This window comes from Cohnella pontilimi, assembly GCF_005049045.1.
In the GTDB taxonomy this organism is placed as follows: Bacteria; Bacillota; Bacilli; order Paenibacillales; family Paenibacillaceae; genus Cohnella; species Cohnella pontilimi.
On record NZ_SUPK01000006.1, the window covers coordinates 60,538 to 74,899 of the forward strand.

Sequence of the window (14,362 nt, forward strand, 5' to 3'; positions counted from 1 at the left end):
TAGTGGGATCTGCATGCAACGATTTTGCACCACTGATATCTGATATCAAAGAGCAATTTATCAGCGTACACAAGAGATTAACTCAAATGGCGACCACTTTAGACGATGAAGGAATTGATATCCTGAAGGAGCTCACAAGTATTTCAAATAAATTATCAGAGGCTGGAAAGTTGGCATCCACTTATCACTTAAACCGTTTGCTTGCTCCGTATACGAGCCAATGCAATGAAATTTTCACCTCTGTGCAACAACTAAGCTCAAAACGGAAAGGGGGGCTCATTGTCGTACAAAGAGAGGATCCGATTGATGAATGGATCACGAAAGGGACTCCCCTCTTCGCGGAGATTTCAAGCTCATTGTTAAATTCAATATTTAATGTAGGAAGTCCGTTGCATGACGGTGCGGTATGGATTCGAAACGATGTTATTGTATCAGCCGCAAACATCCTGCCGCTAACTAAAAAAACTTATAAAAACAAAAAATTGGGAACCCGACATCGTGCGGCCATCGGATTATCCGAGCATACGGATGCTGTAATATTCGTGGTGTCCGAAGAAACCGGAAAAGAATCGTTTGCCGTGAACGGGTCCCTGTATCCATTTCAGATGGTTGCTCATCCTTAACGAAGGAGCTTTTAAATGAAACTTACGGACTGTCATGGCGATTTTACTCAACTGCGTTCGGAGATGACGAAGAAACTGGCTGCAATTTGCAAAACACTTGAGCATGATATCTTGACCATAGAACAATACAATATACAAATTTTGAACGACATTGAAGATATTTTAAAAGATCTATCCGAGTTAAAATCAACAACATCCACTTATTTTATAACCGGTCTTCTTACGGAGTATACGGAAAATACTGCGGAAATATCTCGAGCGATTCTAACCTTGAGTTTAAAGAGATACGGAGCTCTAATCGTCATCGAAAAGCAGGAGCCCGTATCACCTTTGATTCGTGCAGGAACACCGGTTCAAGCTCAAATTTCCAGCCATCTGTTAGAATCCATTTTCCACCCTGAAAGTCCGCTGCATGACGGTGCCGTACTGATTCGTGAAGATATGGTCCTTTCTGCGGCAAATCAGCTTCCTACTACCAATCAAATCTTTTGGGGTCGCGCCTTTGACCCTCGCGAAATGTCTGCGGTCGGTTTGTCCGAACGTTGTGATGCTTTAATTTTGATCATCTCCGATAGCGGATCAACTTCATTTTGTATAGATGGAAGCCTATATCCTTTTTCAGCTAAATAAAAGCAGGCTAACCCCACAGGAGATTAGCCGTTTCCTTTTCCTTTAGCCCTGCAATCCATTTTTAACCCACTGTGCGACTGTGACCACTCTTTTCGCTTGATGGATGACGGCGGCCCGTATATCACTTTCATTGTCACGAATTTTGTTGTTTTGGTCGACACTCACGCTCGTACCGTAAGGATTCCCTCCCGCAGCGAACAGGGCTTGATCCGTGTACCCTGGTGCAACTACAATAGCTCCCCAGTGGTACATCGTTGTGTATAGATTCAGAATCGTCGCTTCTTGACCGCCATGGCTATTTTGGGCAGAGGTCATCGCACTTACAACTTTATTGACCGTTTTGCCGTGGAACCAAATGCCGCCCGTCGTGTCCAAAAATTGTTTTATTTGAGAAGCGATATTTCCGAAACGTGTCGGGGTGCTGAAGATGATGGCATCAGCGGCGACAATATCATCAGGCGTCACGACAGGGATGTTTTTTGTCGCCTCCGCATGAGCCTTCATCGCTGTGTTGCCGTTAATGACAGTTTCGGGCATTAATTCCTCTACCTTGTAGACCGATACATCCGCGCCCGCTGCCTTCCCGCCCTCTTCAGCCCAGCGCGCGAGCTGGTAGTTTGTTCCCGTTGAACTGTAATATACGACGGCTAATTTCACGTCTGGCATTTTTAATCATCGTTCCTTTCTTCGATGCGGCCAATTCCCAGAAATTGACTCATGGGGCTAGGATTAGCATCCGATATGCCGGTTATTCGTCCTATATCCCATAGCCGATGAATGAAAACGGGCTGAGGCTCTTCTCCTCAACCCGTTTTATTGTTTGCCGCAAACCGATTGCGCTGCGACCAAGCACCGATTACAGAGCGCCGACAACCCGGTGTGGTACGTACGGCTCTTCCAGCGACGCCATCTCTTCGGGTGTCAGTCTGAGTGAAAGAGCGGCTGCGGCATCCTCGAGATGGGAAATTTTCGTCGCTCCGATGATGGGGCCCGTGACCGGTTCTTTCTGCAGCAACCAGGCGATCGCGACATGAACACGGGGAACGCCGCGTTGCTCCGCGATGGCTGCGAGCCGCTCGACAATCACCCGATCCGCATCTGCAGTGGCATCGTACTTGGCTTTCTGTACCTGATCGGTTTCGGAACGATTCGTTGTTTCCGACCAATCGCGCGTCAATCTTCCCGAAGCGAGCGGACTGTAAGGGATTACACCTATTTTTTCAGCCCTGCACAGCGGCAGCATCTCCCGCTCCTCTTCACGGTAGATCAGGTTATAATGGTTCTGCATCGATACAAACCGGGTCCAGTTGTTTTTCTCCGCCACATGCAGCGCCTTCAGAAACTGCCAAGCATACATGGCAGATGCGCCGATGTATCGTGCCTTTCCGGCCTTGACGACATCATGCAAAGCTTCCATCGTCTCTTCGATAGGCGTATTGTAATCCCAACGATGAATTTGGTACAAATCCACATAATCTGTTCCGAGTCTCTTTAAGCTCTTATCGATTTCACTCATGATAGCCTTACGGGAAAGCCCGGCACCATTTGGACCTTCATGCATACTGAAGTGGACTTTGGTCGCGAGAACAATCTCATCTCGATTGGAGTAATCCTTCAGAGCTCGCCCAACAATCTCCTCACTCGTTCCGTCGGAATATACATTCGCCGTATCAAAGAAATTTATACCCAGGTCTAACGCTTTTTTTATGATCGGTCGACTGTTCTCTTCGTTAAGCACCCATTGATGCACCCACCGCTCTGCTACACCAAACCCCATACAGCCAAGACAAATCCGGGATACTTCCAAGCCGGTATTTCCGAGTTTCACATATTCCATTCATCGATTCACTCCTTTGGCTTTTATCGGATCACGCTACATAAAGAGTCTACCATCTGGAGTTAACTGGTAACAGATCGGAATGGTGCATGTCATCCACGTATTTTACGTACATAAGCATGTCCATAAGCCGGGTTTTCGGCAGTTTTATTTTCTAGGATTAGGCGTTTAAACAGTCGCCGAATATCCGTGTGTGCCCATTTTCTTTCGGGCAAGTATCACGATTTGTATGTGACGAATACGTTGAAATCATCAATATCAAGGAGGAATTTCAACATTGGAGCCTCATAAAGTGTTGCCTTTGCAGGTTGCTCCTGTCGTCCCCGTTCAAGCACCCAAGTTTCTACAGTCAACAATTGTTTCTATTCCATATCATCATTACGACGTGATATATTCGCACTACCCCCATTACCACCATCATCCGCATTACTGGCATCATCCACATCACTGGGATTACTGGGTACACCATCCGCATTACTGGCATTACGATTGGTAAAATAATTCAAAAAGGGACAGGGAAAATGGAGCCTCCATATACCTCTGTCTCTGTTTACATACGATTTTAATGATGCTCCACACGACTAAATTTTTAAATTATTCCAGATGTCAAGATGATTACCAGAAGGATGAAGAGTACAAGTACGAAAGCTGCAGAGCGTCCTACACCACCGCCACTAAAACAAGATCCACCGCGCTTGTCCATGTAGAGTGATGGTTTCATGTCCATTACCGACAGACAGCTTATGCCATAGAATATGACAAGTAGACGGTGGTTAACCGTAAGTAAATAAACTTGAGGTGCCATAATGAAAAGAAAAGACGCGTGGTCTGCCGAAGACGAATCACTGTTGGCACAAACGGTACTGGAATTTGTTAAAGGCGGAAAACCTCAGTTGCAAGCTTTTCAGAGCGCTGCCAAAAAACTGAATCGGACATCCGGCGCTTGCAGTTTTAGGTGGAATGCGGTGATCAGAGCGCATTATGAATCTGAGTTAAAAGAAGCGAAACTTGAAGCAAAAAATAATAAAGCCAGTACTGACAAAAAGAATACTGCCGGTAGATATTCGATTGAGACTACCGATTTATCTATGCAAGCAGATCCATTTGAATCCCTTGGAAAAGCCTTAGAAGCTGCTAATCTTGCATATCGGCAACTGCAGGAGGAATATAAAAAACTCCAGAAAGAAATGGCTCAATTAGAAAGGAAACTATTAGAACAAGGCTCAGGAGATATGAAGGTATTGATTCAGCTGATGGGTCGTGCACGAGACCTTGGGATTTTGAATGGAAAGAGCCCTGATTAGCTGATTTTCTATTTCCGTTTGGGACATCTCCAGATTTTCTAATCCAAATGCCATGTCATCCTCTACGGTCATGGCCACAATCTGATGGTCCGGGTTTTGAAAAACCATGCCTACCTTACGGTGGGCTTGCCAGCGGTATTCTTCTTTACGGGTGTCTTTACCAAATACCCGAACTCTATTGCAGCTTTCCAATTCCTGAGAATGCGCGATAACATAAAGGACAGATTTATATATTCGGTATCAGATAATTGCCTTCAGCAACAAAAGCCAGGGTCTCACCATCCAAATTCAATGGATGGATATAGAGGTGGACCTTCCCTTCGCTATCCTGTATCACGGTGATCCAGTACTCATAGCTGCCCTTTTCGAAGTTCTGCTTCAGATACTCTTCCAGCTTGGTCATGTCCCTGTCCCTTCCTTTGCCTCCTTTGCTCAGTCTGCAAAAGGTTCGTTTTATATTAATCATTCATATGCTTGTACTTTTCATTCTGCTTATGCCTTTCATAGATCGTGCTGAAAATGAAAAAGCCGCCCAGATGGACGACTTCTACTAACTGTTCAGCGTTATTCAAACTTCCTTCGATAGTGCGCTAAAGTTAGCAGCGGAAATATATATCGGTAACTATGGTAATGGATATAAAACGCTCCTCCCATCCCTTGGCCTTTAGGATAGTCAGTCGTCCAATCCTCTATCTCCAGGGAGCCGAGCAAATACGTTATTCCTTTTTGGATGGCAGTAGTCGGCCGGTCAGCAATTGCAATCAGGGCATCCAGCGCCCAAGCCGTATCCGTCAGTGTGCTCGTCGTAAGCGGAACGTAAGTCATTTGAATGTCACTTCGGCACGATTCGCCCCATCCGCCGTCCGGATTCTGAATACTGCTCAGCCATGCCGACGCCTTTTGAATGCTCGGATGACTTTTCGATAGTCCCACTGCCCTTAAACCTGTAATCGCACCCCATGTACCGTAAATAAAACAAATCCCCCAGCGCCCATACCATGACCCATCCTTCCGTTGATTTCGCAACAGCCAATTTACAGCATTCCGGATAACGGGGCTGTTCGGAATGTTCGGAAGATTCGTATAGTTACCGAAAAACTCCAGCGTTCTCCCGGTCAAATCCGCACAAGTAGGATCCATCAGCATAAACCGGCCCTTTTCAAGCGGTAGGAATGCTAATAACTTGGAATCTGTGTTTTTTTCAAAAGCAGGCCATCCGCCATTATCGTTTTGCATCGACAAGAGCCAGTCGACGCCCCTTTTCCAGGCAGACGGATCCCGCGATGCAATGTTGGATATGGATCTTAACGAGGCGGTCGTGTCATCCACATCCGGATTCATCGTATTCACATCGGAAAAACCCCAGCCACCCGGGAGGCTGTTGGGATTGTGCACAACCCAGTCGCCAAAGCGGGTATGCTGGCGGCTTAGCAAATACTTGTTGGCCTTCATCACCATAGGGTCTTCGTGCGAAACTCCCGCTGCCTGAAGGGTATAACCGATTAACGAGGTATTCCACACATTGGCCGTGGTGTATTGCATATGAGGAAAGCCGTTAATTACCGATTTCATTGCCCGAATCCCGTCGACGGCCTTGATAATGACCGAATCTGATTTTTTATATCCTAAGGAAAGCAGGGCAAAAATCATCAAAAAGGTACTGCTGTAATAACTGTAAAAGGTTCCGTCCTGCTCCAAGTGGTCCAGCATATATTTTTCGGCACGCTCAATCGCTAACCTGTGCAGTACCCGCGGAATACCGAGCAATCTTTTGACGCCATCCTGAATATAGGAGCGCAACGAGCGCCATTCTCTTGAGCCAACCCATTGGTCCTCATCATCCCTTTTCAATTTCAAATCGGACAGGTCAGGAGCATATGGTGATGGAATGGAAAACTTTTTATCCGCCAGTATCATAATCGGTGTCATATTGGCTCTCCCGAAAACGGAAAAAGAGTAAAAATTGATGGGGAAGTTGTGCGGGAGCAGAATCATCTCAATTGGCATAAGGGCAACGGACGGCCATTTGAATTGCCCGGTCAGTGCCAGCATGATTTTCGTAAACGTACTCACTTCCGATAATCCGCCATGATCGAGAATAAATTTTTTGGCTGCGCGAAGACGCTCGTCTTCTTCGCTGTAAAATCCGGAAAAAAGCAATCCGTAATAGGCTTCCAAAGTAGCCGTTACATTTCCTTCGCCTTCATCATAAAAAAGCTTCCATGCTCCATTTTTCTGCTGCTTACTTAAAATTCTTTGGCAAAGCCCTTCGATTAATTCCTCATCATCAATTTCTAAAGTCCGCAATAAAATAATCATATAGGCATCGGTAGAAATACCCGTTTCAAACGGATATGCCCACGACCCATCGGCAGATTGGTCTTTTCGGAGTGTATCCACAATCCACTTTATCCCTTTTACAGTATCCAATATTCCAGCACTCCTTCCTCCCGTCCCGCAAAAGCATCTTAGGCTATACATATTCGGCTCTACTGATGAGCATTCATTAGGGAGGGAAGCTGCTATCTTTTTAATCAGAAACCGCCCAAAAACACCGCTTGAAATGATTCGCGAGGATTTAAAGAAAAGAAAGAAACACCTCCCTGCATTATCGAATGAGTTAACTCTTTCAGAGGAAAAGCTTTTGAACAAAATTAGATGGATTACCCGGGAATACAACCTAAATAATGTCACGAGAACGAAAGCCTATCTCGAGTTTTATCTTCGGCATCCTGAAATTCAATGGGCTTTTTTGGGCCATATGGTATCACGGAATGGCGGATGGAATATGACCGATCTTAAGGGAGAGCTTCTAACCAAACTGCTCTCCAAAAAGGAGCAGGAATCATTTTTTCATTTTTTAGAACGCGGGAACTGGCTGATTTTCCAAGATGTATACCCGCAATTTCTGCTTTACGAGGAGAGTTTAAAGCAAAATAGACCGCTTTTTTATCTGCTGCCCCAACTGAATGTGTCCATTTTTATGGAAACGATTTGGAACTATTTTTGGAGAGTCCGAGACAGATATATTCTTTGTATAGCGTTAGTCATCAATGAACAAAGTTACTTGGAACAACGGGTTATTCAAAATCCCCATTATCAAAAAGAAGTATTCACCAAAATCGAATTTTACTTTCAGGATTGGCTGTCATTTAATCAAATTCTTTTTCCTTCGGAAGGTGAGAATTTAAAGGGGCAGACCCTTCACCAATTCCAATCACTGCATGAGCGAATTTTACTTGGAAAAAGGCTATATGCCGTTTTGTTTAAGAATAAGGATTTTAACAAGCAAGTCCTGGATTGGGCGAAACGCCAGCCGCATACTGGATCAAGAAAGGACTACTGGCCGCATTTTTTCAATTATGTAAATGAAGGCACACCGGGAATTACCTATCCATTAAGGATAAAATCGTGCAGACTTCGCAAGGGAGCTCGGAGAATTTACAGCCCCATACTTGAGCACGCCTGGAAAAATGTCAGCCAGCCGGATGCAGAACCGGGGGATTGGTTTCAAGATATAAGCATGGTGAATTATTTAGAGGATGACATAGAAATGATGGACGGAGAGATTCAGAGTGAATACTGTAAAACATTGGAGCGACTCGAGGTTGCCGCGCTTGCCAAAAAAGCGATTAACTTTTTGGAATAAAGATAGTTTAGCATGTGCAGTGCTGGCCTCACTGCTTAGTACGTATTTGGATCTCTATTTTGTCGGTAAAGGACTGTATGAGTTTCCTCATAGGCTGCTGCCGGAGATCTTTTCGATTAATATCGTCTTCACTTTAGTCGTGCTGCCTCTATTGACGATGGTTTTTTTGAATTTCCTTTCCCAAGTGAATCTATGGTGGAGGGCAGGCATGACCTTGTTTGTGAGCCTGTTCATGCCGGTTTCGGAAAAATTAGCTGAGCAACTTGGGCTGTTTGTCCATTCCGATCAGTGGAAGCACTTATACAGCTTCTTCGGTTATTTGCTATTTATTACGCTGATTTCAGCCTTTTATTTCTGGTTGAGCAAAAGAAGAGGCACACCGATGTAGGCGTGCCCCTAATAATCCCCTTCGCGGTCGCCAACATCGTATAACCTCCTGCCATCCGAGCGTCCTGCGGGACGCTCCTGTCATTGAAAAGTTTAATATTCTCCTTTAATTACAAAGTACGAGCCCCGGATTGTTCCAGCTAGCTTGGACTTCTGCCTAGCAAACTTAAACTTCCCTTCTAACTCCTTAGGTACCTCCATCCCCTCAGAAAGCTTAAAACCAACGGCTCGCTTCTTAGGATCATCAACCGTATACAAAACGTTCACCGAAAGACCATCCTCATAAAAGACGTAGGTCCAATCGATATTTTCCACCTGAAAACGCGACGTTTCTAAGGGTTTGGCCGCAAACTCAATATCACGTTCTTCTTTCAAAATTCGGTTCACATAATCGAGGGTCTCCTGGCTTTCGCTGGCCGTTACAACCGTAAATTCATGCTTGTATTTGTTCATTAAGTAACGGGCTTCATTCGCACGTAAACCAGCAAGCGCTTCAGCTACAGGTGAAGATTCTAAACCAACCGTAGACACATTTTTGAAATCAACGATATAGGACATTTCCATCACTCCTTGTTATTGTTCCAACATCTTTTCAAGCTCGCCGCACCATTTTCCCCAACCATACTTAGCTCCATTGAGTGCTTGAGCGTTTGAAATTCCGGTTTGTTCGAGATGAAGGTTCACCTTCCCGTCCCCTAAATCCTGCAGCGTCCAAGAGACCGTGTGCTTTTCTCCGCTGGCCCAAGTATAGGACAACCGGTTTGGTTCCTCCACGATAAGCACTTCACCTTCAATAATCCCATTCCAATATTCGGTCGGTTGCGTGCGGAATTGAAAACTGTGGCCTACGACGGGCTTAAAATTATTTTCCATCCCCTCACCGGTTTGGATATTCGCCACCCATTTGGCAAGCTTGCTTGAGTCGGTTAAGGCGGACCAAAGCTTCTCGATCGACGTCGTGAACTGAAAATCCATAGATAAGGTTAAACTCATTCTTCTTCCTCCTCTAATAGTTGGTTCAAGCGCAACATATTCGTACTCCAGAACTTGCTGTAGAAAGCCACCCAATCTTGAATTTCTCTGAGTGGAGCGGCGTTTAGTCGATATCGCGTTTCTCTGCCGACTTTGCGGTCAACAACCAGTCCGGCCTCTTTGAGGATGGTCAAATGCTTGGATACCGCTGTACGGCCCATTGGAAACTGTGCCGTTAACTCATGAAGCGGCAGCTCCTCCGCCTCTGCCAATAATTGAATCAGTCGGCGCCTGGTCGGGTCTGCAATTGCGTCAAACACATCACGCAACTGGTTATTCTCACTCATAGCACCCACTCCAAAACTTTATCTTTCTGAAGCATTATCGTCTTCGGACTCATTCGTTCCCTCCCATCATGGTTTCCAAATTTTCTAGATATCTAACCGATAATTGGACACTGTTTGGTGTCGATTTTATTATAGGACACCATTTAGTGTCCTGTCAACGCCCAAATGGAAACCGTTAAGTCTTTATTAAGAATGTGCTATTGATTGACGCCCTGCCTTCACTTTTCGAATGATTCGTCTATCAATAAAGAAAGCAGTAAGCAGTGCAGCTAATGTAATCAGAACGGGTATACCGAAAGCTTCATAGGAAAACGGTTTGCCTTCGAACTTTAGATGGGTCGCAGCACGGTATTCTACTCGCTTGGCATCATATTTAGCGGTTAGGACGTCCTCCTGCTTCGCTAAATCTTCAAGTGGAGCATCAAACATAAATCGGTCAGCGGAACCGCTGTGAATGAACTCAGGCATCACGTTGTTACCCTTTGCACTCCACTGCTTCACTTCTTCCGCAGCTAAAGACTCGGCTTCTACTCCCGGAACAAGCATGCGATCCAGCTTCGGCGCATTCGACATTTGATATCGGGTGACGAGGTTTAGATGATACTTCGTAACAATAGGCTGATTGGCGTCTGAGACGGTGTAAACCTTTGTTGTTCCAGAAGTGGCATAAGTATCAAAAATCGTAGAAAGCGCTCCGTCATCCACCCCGTTATACAACAATACCCCAGCGCTTTTTTTGTTCATTTGGAAAGCTTGGTTGAACATAAAAATCCATTCGGTTCGATCAACATCATTCGGGTCTACCTTTGGATTTTTTACGTAATGATACGAAGGGTAATTCATCTCTTTCGCTATTTTCTCCGCCATTGGTTCGCCTAACTGCTGCGAGATCACATAGAGGACGGCATCAATTCCTGAAGTGATCGCTGCTGAAGAGACGATGTTCCCGTCTACGACATAACGCACATCCCTTCTCCACTTTGTTTCAGGATATTGATTGGTTTCATGATAATCGAAACTTTTCCAGTCGGTCGTTGCTTCTTTCCCTTTCAATAAACCTGTATCGGCCAGATTCAGCGCTCCAGCGCAAATGCTTAACAGTTTCGTATCAGCATGTTTTTGTATCCATTCCCGGACAGGTTTATACTTTGCTTCGTCAACCATAGGCATGGCCGGGATCACAATAAGGTCGGGACTTTTTCCTAATAATTGATCCAGTTCATCAAAAGAATAGTGCGGCATCAGATCCAAACCGCCGGAGAGTGTTTTTATGTTTTTGTCCGGCGCAACAGCAAAGACGTTATAAGACTCCGTCATCGCAAACATTTCATACGGAACCATAAAATCAAACACTTCTGTCGTCGGATTGGATAAAATGACAGCTACAGTAGGTTTTTTCGGATTATATTCAGGTACGCTCACGCTTTGTAAAGCAGGCATTGGTGTTTGCCGAGTGGGATTCCAATATTCCTGACTGGAATGAATATACCCAAACGCACCGATCCCTCCGAAAAATATAACGAACGTCATTACATAGACAACTATACGTAATAATAACTTCATCTTTGATTCTCCTCTGATCAAAATTATTTGTATTTGCTTCCCCATACTTGTTTCGCATGAAATCATCATAAAGGGGGGAACGATATTGGAACGCGCAAACAATGAAAGTCTTCCCGCAAATATTTGCGGACTTCGCGCAAATATTTTCACTTGGGGTCAAGCGACAAACAGCCCCCAACTTGTTTCCAAGTTGAGGGCTGTTTGTCGCTTGACTAAGAAATAATTCGCTTCATTTCCTGAGCTCGGGCCCTATCATCCTTGAAGAGCTTGATCCTTGCCTGTTATCACCTGTTCTTTCGAATCTTTGCTAAACAATGCAAAAACAAAATTCAGAACAAAGGTGGCAATGATGGCGCCGATAAAACCCACGGTATAAGCGCCTGTCGTGTCTTTAATGTACCCCATGACATAAGGGTACAAGAAACCGCCGACCAAAAATCCGATTCCCAAAATAAATCCGTTTGCCGTCGCCACGAATTTCATGCCGACGGATTCAACCGCCGATGCCAACGCGACCGGCATGCCCGTATAAACGCCCAGACCGACCAGCGGCATCATCCAAGCCACTAATTCATATCGGTTGTTAGCCAAGCCGAACGTGAGCACGGCGAGGGTAAGGGTCATCCAAAGACCTGCGAGCAGGATGAACGGTTTCCGCTTGCCCATCCTATCCGAGATCAAGCCGAAGATGATGGAAGGAACGATACCGATCAATACGTACAAGGAAGCCAAAAATCCGGCGACGCCTTCGGACCATCCGGCATCTTCCATCAGAATCGTGGGCACCCAGTAGGCCATGACGGCATAAAGTCCCCATTCGCCGATGAAAAACGCAGAAGCCATCACGACATTCCGGTTGCCGATCACGTTGAGATAGTCTTTTAAAGAAAACCTTTCTGCCGGTGATGAGGATGTCCTTTCTCGCTTTCGGATATGAGGAGGATCCTTCAGCACGAAGAAAGACAGAACCAATACGGCGATCAGAAATAGTCCGCCGACGGCCGAACCATCTCTCCAGCCCAGGGCCGCAAGAACAAAGGAAAACAAATACAACGCGAACACAGTGCCGATTCCGTCGGAAGTAAACATGACACCCAAGGCAGAACCGATGCCTTTGGAGCTTTCAAACCATTGAGCCGCCATCGTATAAGGTCCTACGAATAACAAGCCAACTCCAAGTCCGACGATCGCTCTGGAAAATACCATTCCCGAGAAACTGGGCATGTAAGCAAAAAGAATTTGACCTGCCGCACTGATCAACAAACCTAGCAGAATGATGTTGCGGGCTCCCCATCTATCGACCAGGACGCCGACAAAGGGCAATATCAGACCCCCAACCAAAGCGGTCACGGAAGCCAACAACCCGGTCGCTGCATAACTGATTGAGGTTTCGTCCATAAGTTGCGTGATTTGCGTCGAGTATCCGATATACGGAATGAAACAGGCGATCAAGGTCAAATAAGACAGCCATAGCATGAGCCATTTGCGATCTTTCGTGTTCCCCATTTAGACTATCCTCCCAATTTATGGTTGCGAAACATGCCCGTTTCGCAACCATATATGTCGTCCGGTATTTCGATTTAACGAGAAAAATCCCAAACGACCGTGCGAATATGCGTCATATCCAGCATCGTATATTTGCCGCCGATGCGTCCCCAGCCGGTGCGGGTCCCTGCTGCACCGCCGAAGGGTACGTGAGGTTCCCAATAGCCTCCATGTTCATTGATCACGATATTACCTGTTTTCAAACTGTTCATATATTTGAATGCACGGGCAGAACTCTTGGTATAGACGGCGGATTGCAATCCCAAATAGGAATCGTTGCCGACCCGGATCGCCTCTTCATCGTCCTTAACCGTAATAATGGGCACAATCGGTCCGAACGTCTCGTGTTGTTGGATCAAAGTATCCAACCCTACGTTATCGATCACCGTCGGTTCGAAATAAAGCTTCGTAGGGAACTGGCCGGCTCTCTTGCCGCCTAACAGAACTTGCGCGCCTTTGGCAACTGCATCCTGTACATGCGATTCCATTTTGGCAGCAACGGCATCATTGTTCATGGGGCCGACTTTCGTCACCTTGTCAAACGGATCTCCCAGTCGCCAGTTCTGCGCTTCAGACAACACGCGTTCGACAAGTTCATCATGAACTTTTTCCTGCACAAGCACCCGTGCAGTCGCGCAACAGACTTGACCGGCATTAAAAAATCCGCCATGAACAATTCCCGCAGCCGCAGCGTCCAGATCGGCATCTTCGCACACGATCGTCGGACCGTTGCCGCTCGCTTCGATAATGGAAGGTTTCATTCCGGCGGCACGGACGATTTTTTCGGCCGTTCCGTGAGAGCCGATAAATCCTACGGCATCAATGCCCGGGTGTTCAATCAACTGCTGTCCTACTTCGCCATCACCATAAACGAGGTTGAAGACGCCTGGCGGAAGATCGGCTTCATGCATGATTTCCGTGAACAAACTAATGATCCCCGGGGTGTACTCGGAAGGTTTGAGCACCATCGTATTGCCCGCCGCTATGGCAGGAGCCGCAAATTCGGCCAGCATCAGCGTAGGAAAGTTCCACGGAATGATGATGGCATAAACGCCATTTGCTTTGCGGAAAGTGAAAATTCGTTTATTCGCATCCATCGACGGAATAATGGGGGTTTCCATCCGCTTGAGGTCTTCGGCTGCAATTCTGAAAAGTTCTGCAGACTCCTCGATATCCGGCAATGATTCGGCTTCATACGGTTTACCTTGCTCCAGCGTAAGCGCACGGCACAACTTTTCTTTATTTCGATCAATAGCATCGGCTATGGCATAGCAGACACGTGCCCGCTCCCATACCGAAGCAGATTCCCAAAGAGGCTGCGCCTTTCGGGCAGCAGAAACGGCGGCGTCAATTTCTTCTGCCGTGGAGTACGGCGCTTGGTACATATATTCTCCCGTAACCGGAGATAGGATCTCCCGGACACGGCTTGATGCCGACTCCGATGACTTTCCATCAATGAAATTGCGCAGTACAGCCGTTTTCGTTTGCATGTGAACATCTCCTTT

At 46.2% G+C, this 14,362-nt stretch carries 15 protein-coding genes; 5 read left to right on the top strand and 10 right to left on the bottom strand.

The window, feature by feature from the left end; all coding sequences use genetic code 11:
* Positions 1-2 precede the first annotated feature (2 nt).
* Together cdaS and E5161_RS12910 are read left to right on the top strand one after the other, a co-directional pair.
* Positions 3-623, top strand: a complete 621-nt coding sequence (cdaS, locus tag E5161_RS12905; protein ID WP_136778240.1) for a sporulation-specific diadenylate cyclase CdaS — start codon at positions 3-5, stop codon at positions 621-623.
* 15 nt (positions 624-638) lie between these two features.
* On the top strand, positions 639-1,253 hold the full coding sequence (locus tag E5161_RS12910) for a diadenylate cyclase (protein WP_136778241.1): 615 nt from the start codon (positions 639-641) through the stop codon (positions 1,251-1,253).
* A gap of 42 nt (positions 1,254-1,295) precedes the next feature.
* Here E5161_RS12910 and wrbA read toward each other — a convergent pair whose 3' ends face one another.
* Both wrbA and E5161_RS12920 read right to left on the bottom strand, forming a co-directional pair.
* Positions 1,296-1,919 carry an NAD(P)H:quinone oxidoreductase gene (gene wrbA, locus E5161_RS12915; protein ID WP_136778242.1) on the bottom strand — a complete coding sequence of 208 codons (624 nt, stop codon included), beginning with the start codon at positions 1,917-1,919 and terminating at the stop codon, positions 1,296-1,298.
* Positions 1,920-2,109: 190 nt separating this feature from the next.
* Positions 2,110-3,090, bottom strand: coding sequence for an aldo/keto reductase (locus E5161_RS12920; protein ID WP_136778243.1), 981 nt, complete (start codon positions 3,088-3,090; stop codon positions 2,110-2,112).
* A gap of 806 nt (positions 3,091-3,896) precedes the next feature.
* Here E5161_RS12920 and E5161_RS12930 point away from each other — a divergent pair.
* Positions 3,897-4,394: a hypothetical protein gene (locus E5161_RS12930; protein ID WP_136778244.1), complete on the top strand. Its 498-nt coding sequence runs from the start codon at positions 3,897-3,899 to the stop codon at positions 4,392-4,394.
* Between the two features lie 226 nt (positions 4,395-4,620).
* On the opposite strand, the gene E5161_RS20800 is transcribed toward E5161_RS12930, so the two are convergent.
* Complete coding sequence (locus E5161_RS20800; RefSeq protein WP_169306687.1) at positions 4,621-4,797, bottom strand: hypothetical protein; 177 nt, start codon at positions 4,795-4,797, stop codon at positions 4,621-4,623.
* A 161-nt stretch (positions 4,798-4,958) separates the two neighbouring features.
* Entirely contained in the window at positions 4,959-6,875 is a 1,917-nt protein-coding gene (shc, locus tag E5161_RS12940) for a squalene--hopene cyclase (RefSeq protein WP_136778245.1), read from the bottom strand.
* Between the two features lie 82 nt (positions 6,876-6,957).
* Between shc and E5161_RS12945 the strand changes: the two genes are divergently transcribed.
* Both E5161_RS12945 and E5161_RS12950 read left to right on the top strand, forming a co-directional pair.
* Complete coding sequence (locus E5161_RS12945) at positions 6,958-8,043, top strand: DUF2515 domain-containing protein (RefSeq protein WP_136778246.1); 1,086 nt, start codon at positions 6,958-6,960, stop codon at positions 8,041-8,043.
* Positions 8,003-8,431 carry a CBO0543 family protein gene (locus E5161_RS12950; RefSeq protein WP_281279876.1) on the top strand — a complete coding sequence of 143 codons (429 nt, stop codon included), beginning with the start codon at positions 8,003-8,005 and terminating at the stop codon, positions 8,429-8,431. Before E5161_RS12945 ends, E5161_RS12950 begins: the two co-directional genes overlap by 41 nt.
* Positions 8,432-8,523: 92 nt before the next feature.
* On the opposite strand, the gene E5161_RS12955 is transcribed toward E5161_RS12950, so the two are convergent.
* The 6 genes from E5161_RS12955 to E5161_RS12980 form a co-directional block, all read right to left on the bottom strand.
* Positions 8,524-8,988, bottom strand: coding sequence for a phage tail protein (locus E5161_RS12955; protein ID WP_136778247.1), 465 nt, complete (start codon positions 8,986-8,988; stop codon positions 8,524-8,526).
* Positions 8,989-9,003: 15 nt separating this feature from the next.
* Entirely contained in the window at positions 9,004-9,423 is a 420-nt protein-coding gene (locus tag E5161_RS12960; protein WP_136778248.1) for an SRPBCC family protein, read from the bottom strand.
* Entirely contained in the window at positions 9,420-9,749 is a 330-nt protein-coding gene (locus tag E5161_RS12965; protein ID WP_136778249.1) for an ArsR/SmtB family transcription factor, read from the bottom strand. The genes E5161_RS12960 and E5161_RS12965 overlap by 4 nt, the downstream gene beginning before the upstream one ends.
* A 186-nt stretch (positions 9,750-9,935) precedes the next feature.
* A complete protein-coding gene (locus tag E5161_RS12970) occupies positions 9,936-11,312 on the bottom strand; it encodes a DJ-1/PfpI family protein (RefSeq protein WP_136778250.1) in 1,377 nt (458 codons plus the stop codon).
* 252 nt (positions 11,313-11,564) lie between these two features.
* Positions 11,565-12,818 carry an MFS transporter gene (locus E5161_RS12975; protein WP_136778251.1) on the bottom strand — a complete coding sequence of 418 codons (1,254 nt, stop codon included), beginning with the start codon at positions 12,816-12,818 and terminating at the stop codon, positions 11,565-11,567.
* A 74-nt stretch (positions 12,819-12,892) separates the two neighbouring features.
* Positions 12,893-14,347 carry an aldehyde dehydrogenase family protein gene (locus tag E5161_RS12980; RefSeq protein ID WP_136778252.1) on the bottom strand — a complete coding sequence of 485 codons (1,455 nt, stop codon included), beginning with the start codon at positions 14,345-14,347 and terminating at the stop codon, positions 12,893-12,895.
* Positions 14,348-14,362 lie beyond the last annotated feature (15 nt).

Bases quoted from the DNA above. Each gene is read 5' to 3' on its own strand.
- E5161_RS12960 (WP_136778248.1), bottom strand. From the start codon at position 9,423: ATGAGTTTAACCTTATCTATGGATTTTCAGTTCACGACGTCGATCGAG.
- E5161_RS12930 (WP_136778244.1), top strand. From the start codon at position 3,897: ATGAAAAGAAAAGACGCGTGGTCTGCCGAAGACGAATCACTGTTGGCA.
- E5161_RS12920 (WP_136778243.1), bottom strand. From the start codon at position 3,090: ATGGAATATGTGAAACTCGGAAATACCGGCTTGGAAGTATCCCGGATT.
- E5161_RS20800 (WP_169306687.1), bottom strand. From the start codon at position 4,797: ATGACCAAGCTGGAAGAGTATCTGAAGCAGAACTTCGAAAAGGGCAGC.
- wrbA (WP_136778242.1), bottom strand. From the start codon at position 1,919: ATGCCAGACGTGAAATTAGCCGTCGTATATTACAGTTCAACGGGAACA.
- E5161_RS12970 (WP_136778250.1), bottom strand. From the start codon at position 11,312: ATGAAGTTATTATTACGTATAGTTGTCTATGTAATGACGTTCGTTATA.
- E5161_RS12975 (WP_136778251.1), bottom strand. From the start codon at position 12,818: ATGGGGAACACGAAAGATCGCAAATGGCTCATGCTATGGCTGTCTTAT.
- E5161_RS12945 (WP_136778246.1), top strand. From the start codon at position 6,958: ATGATTCGCGAGGATTTAAAGAAAAGAAAGAAACACCTCCCTGCATTA.
- E5161_RS12965 (WP_136778249.1), bottom strand. From the start codon at position 9,749: ATGAGTGAGAATAACCAGTTGCGTGATGTGTTTGACGCAATTGCAGAC.
- E5161_RS12980 (WP_136778252.1), bottom strand. From the start codon at position 14,347: ATGCAAACGAAAACGGCTGTACTGCGCAATTTCATTGATGGAAAGTCA.
- E5161_RS12955 (WP_136778247.1), bottom strand. From the start codon at position 8,988: ATGTCCTATATCGTTGATTTCAAAAATGTGTCTACGGTTGGTTTAGAA.
- shc (WP_136778245.1), bottom strand. From the start codon at position 6,875: ATGTATAGCCTAAGATGCTTTTGCGGGACGGGAGGAAGGAGTGCTGGA.
- E5161_RS12910 (WP_136778241.1), top strand. From the start codon at position 639: ATGAAACTTACGGACTGTCATGGCGATTTTACTCAACTGCGTTCGGAG.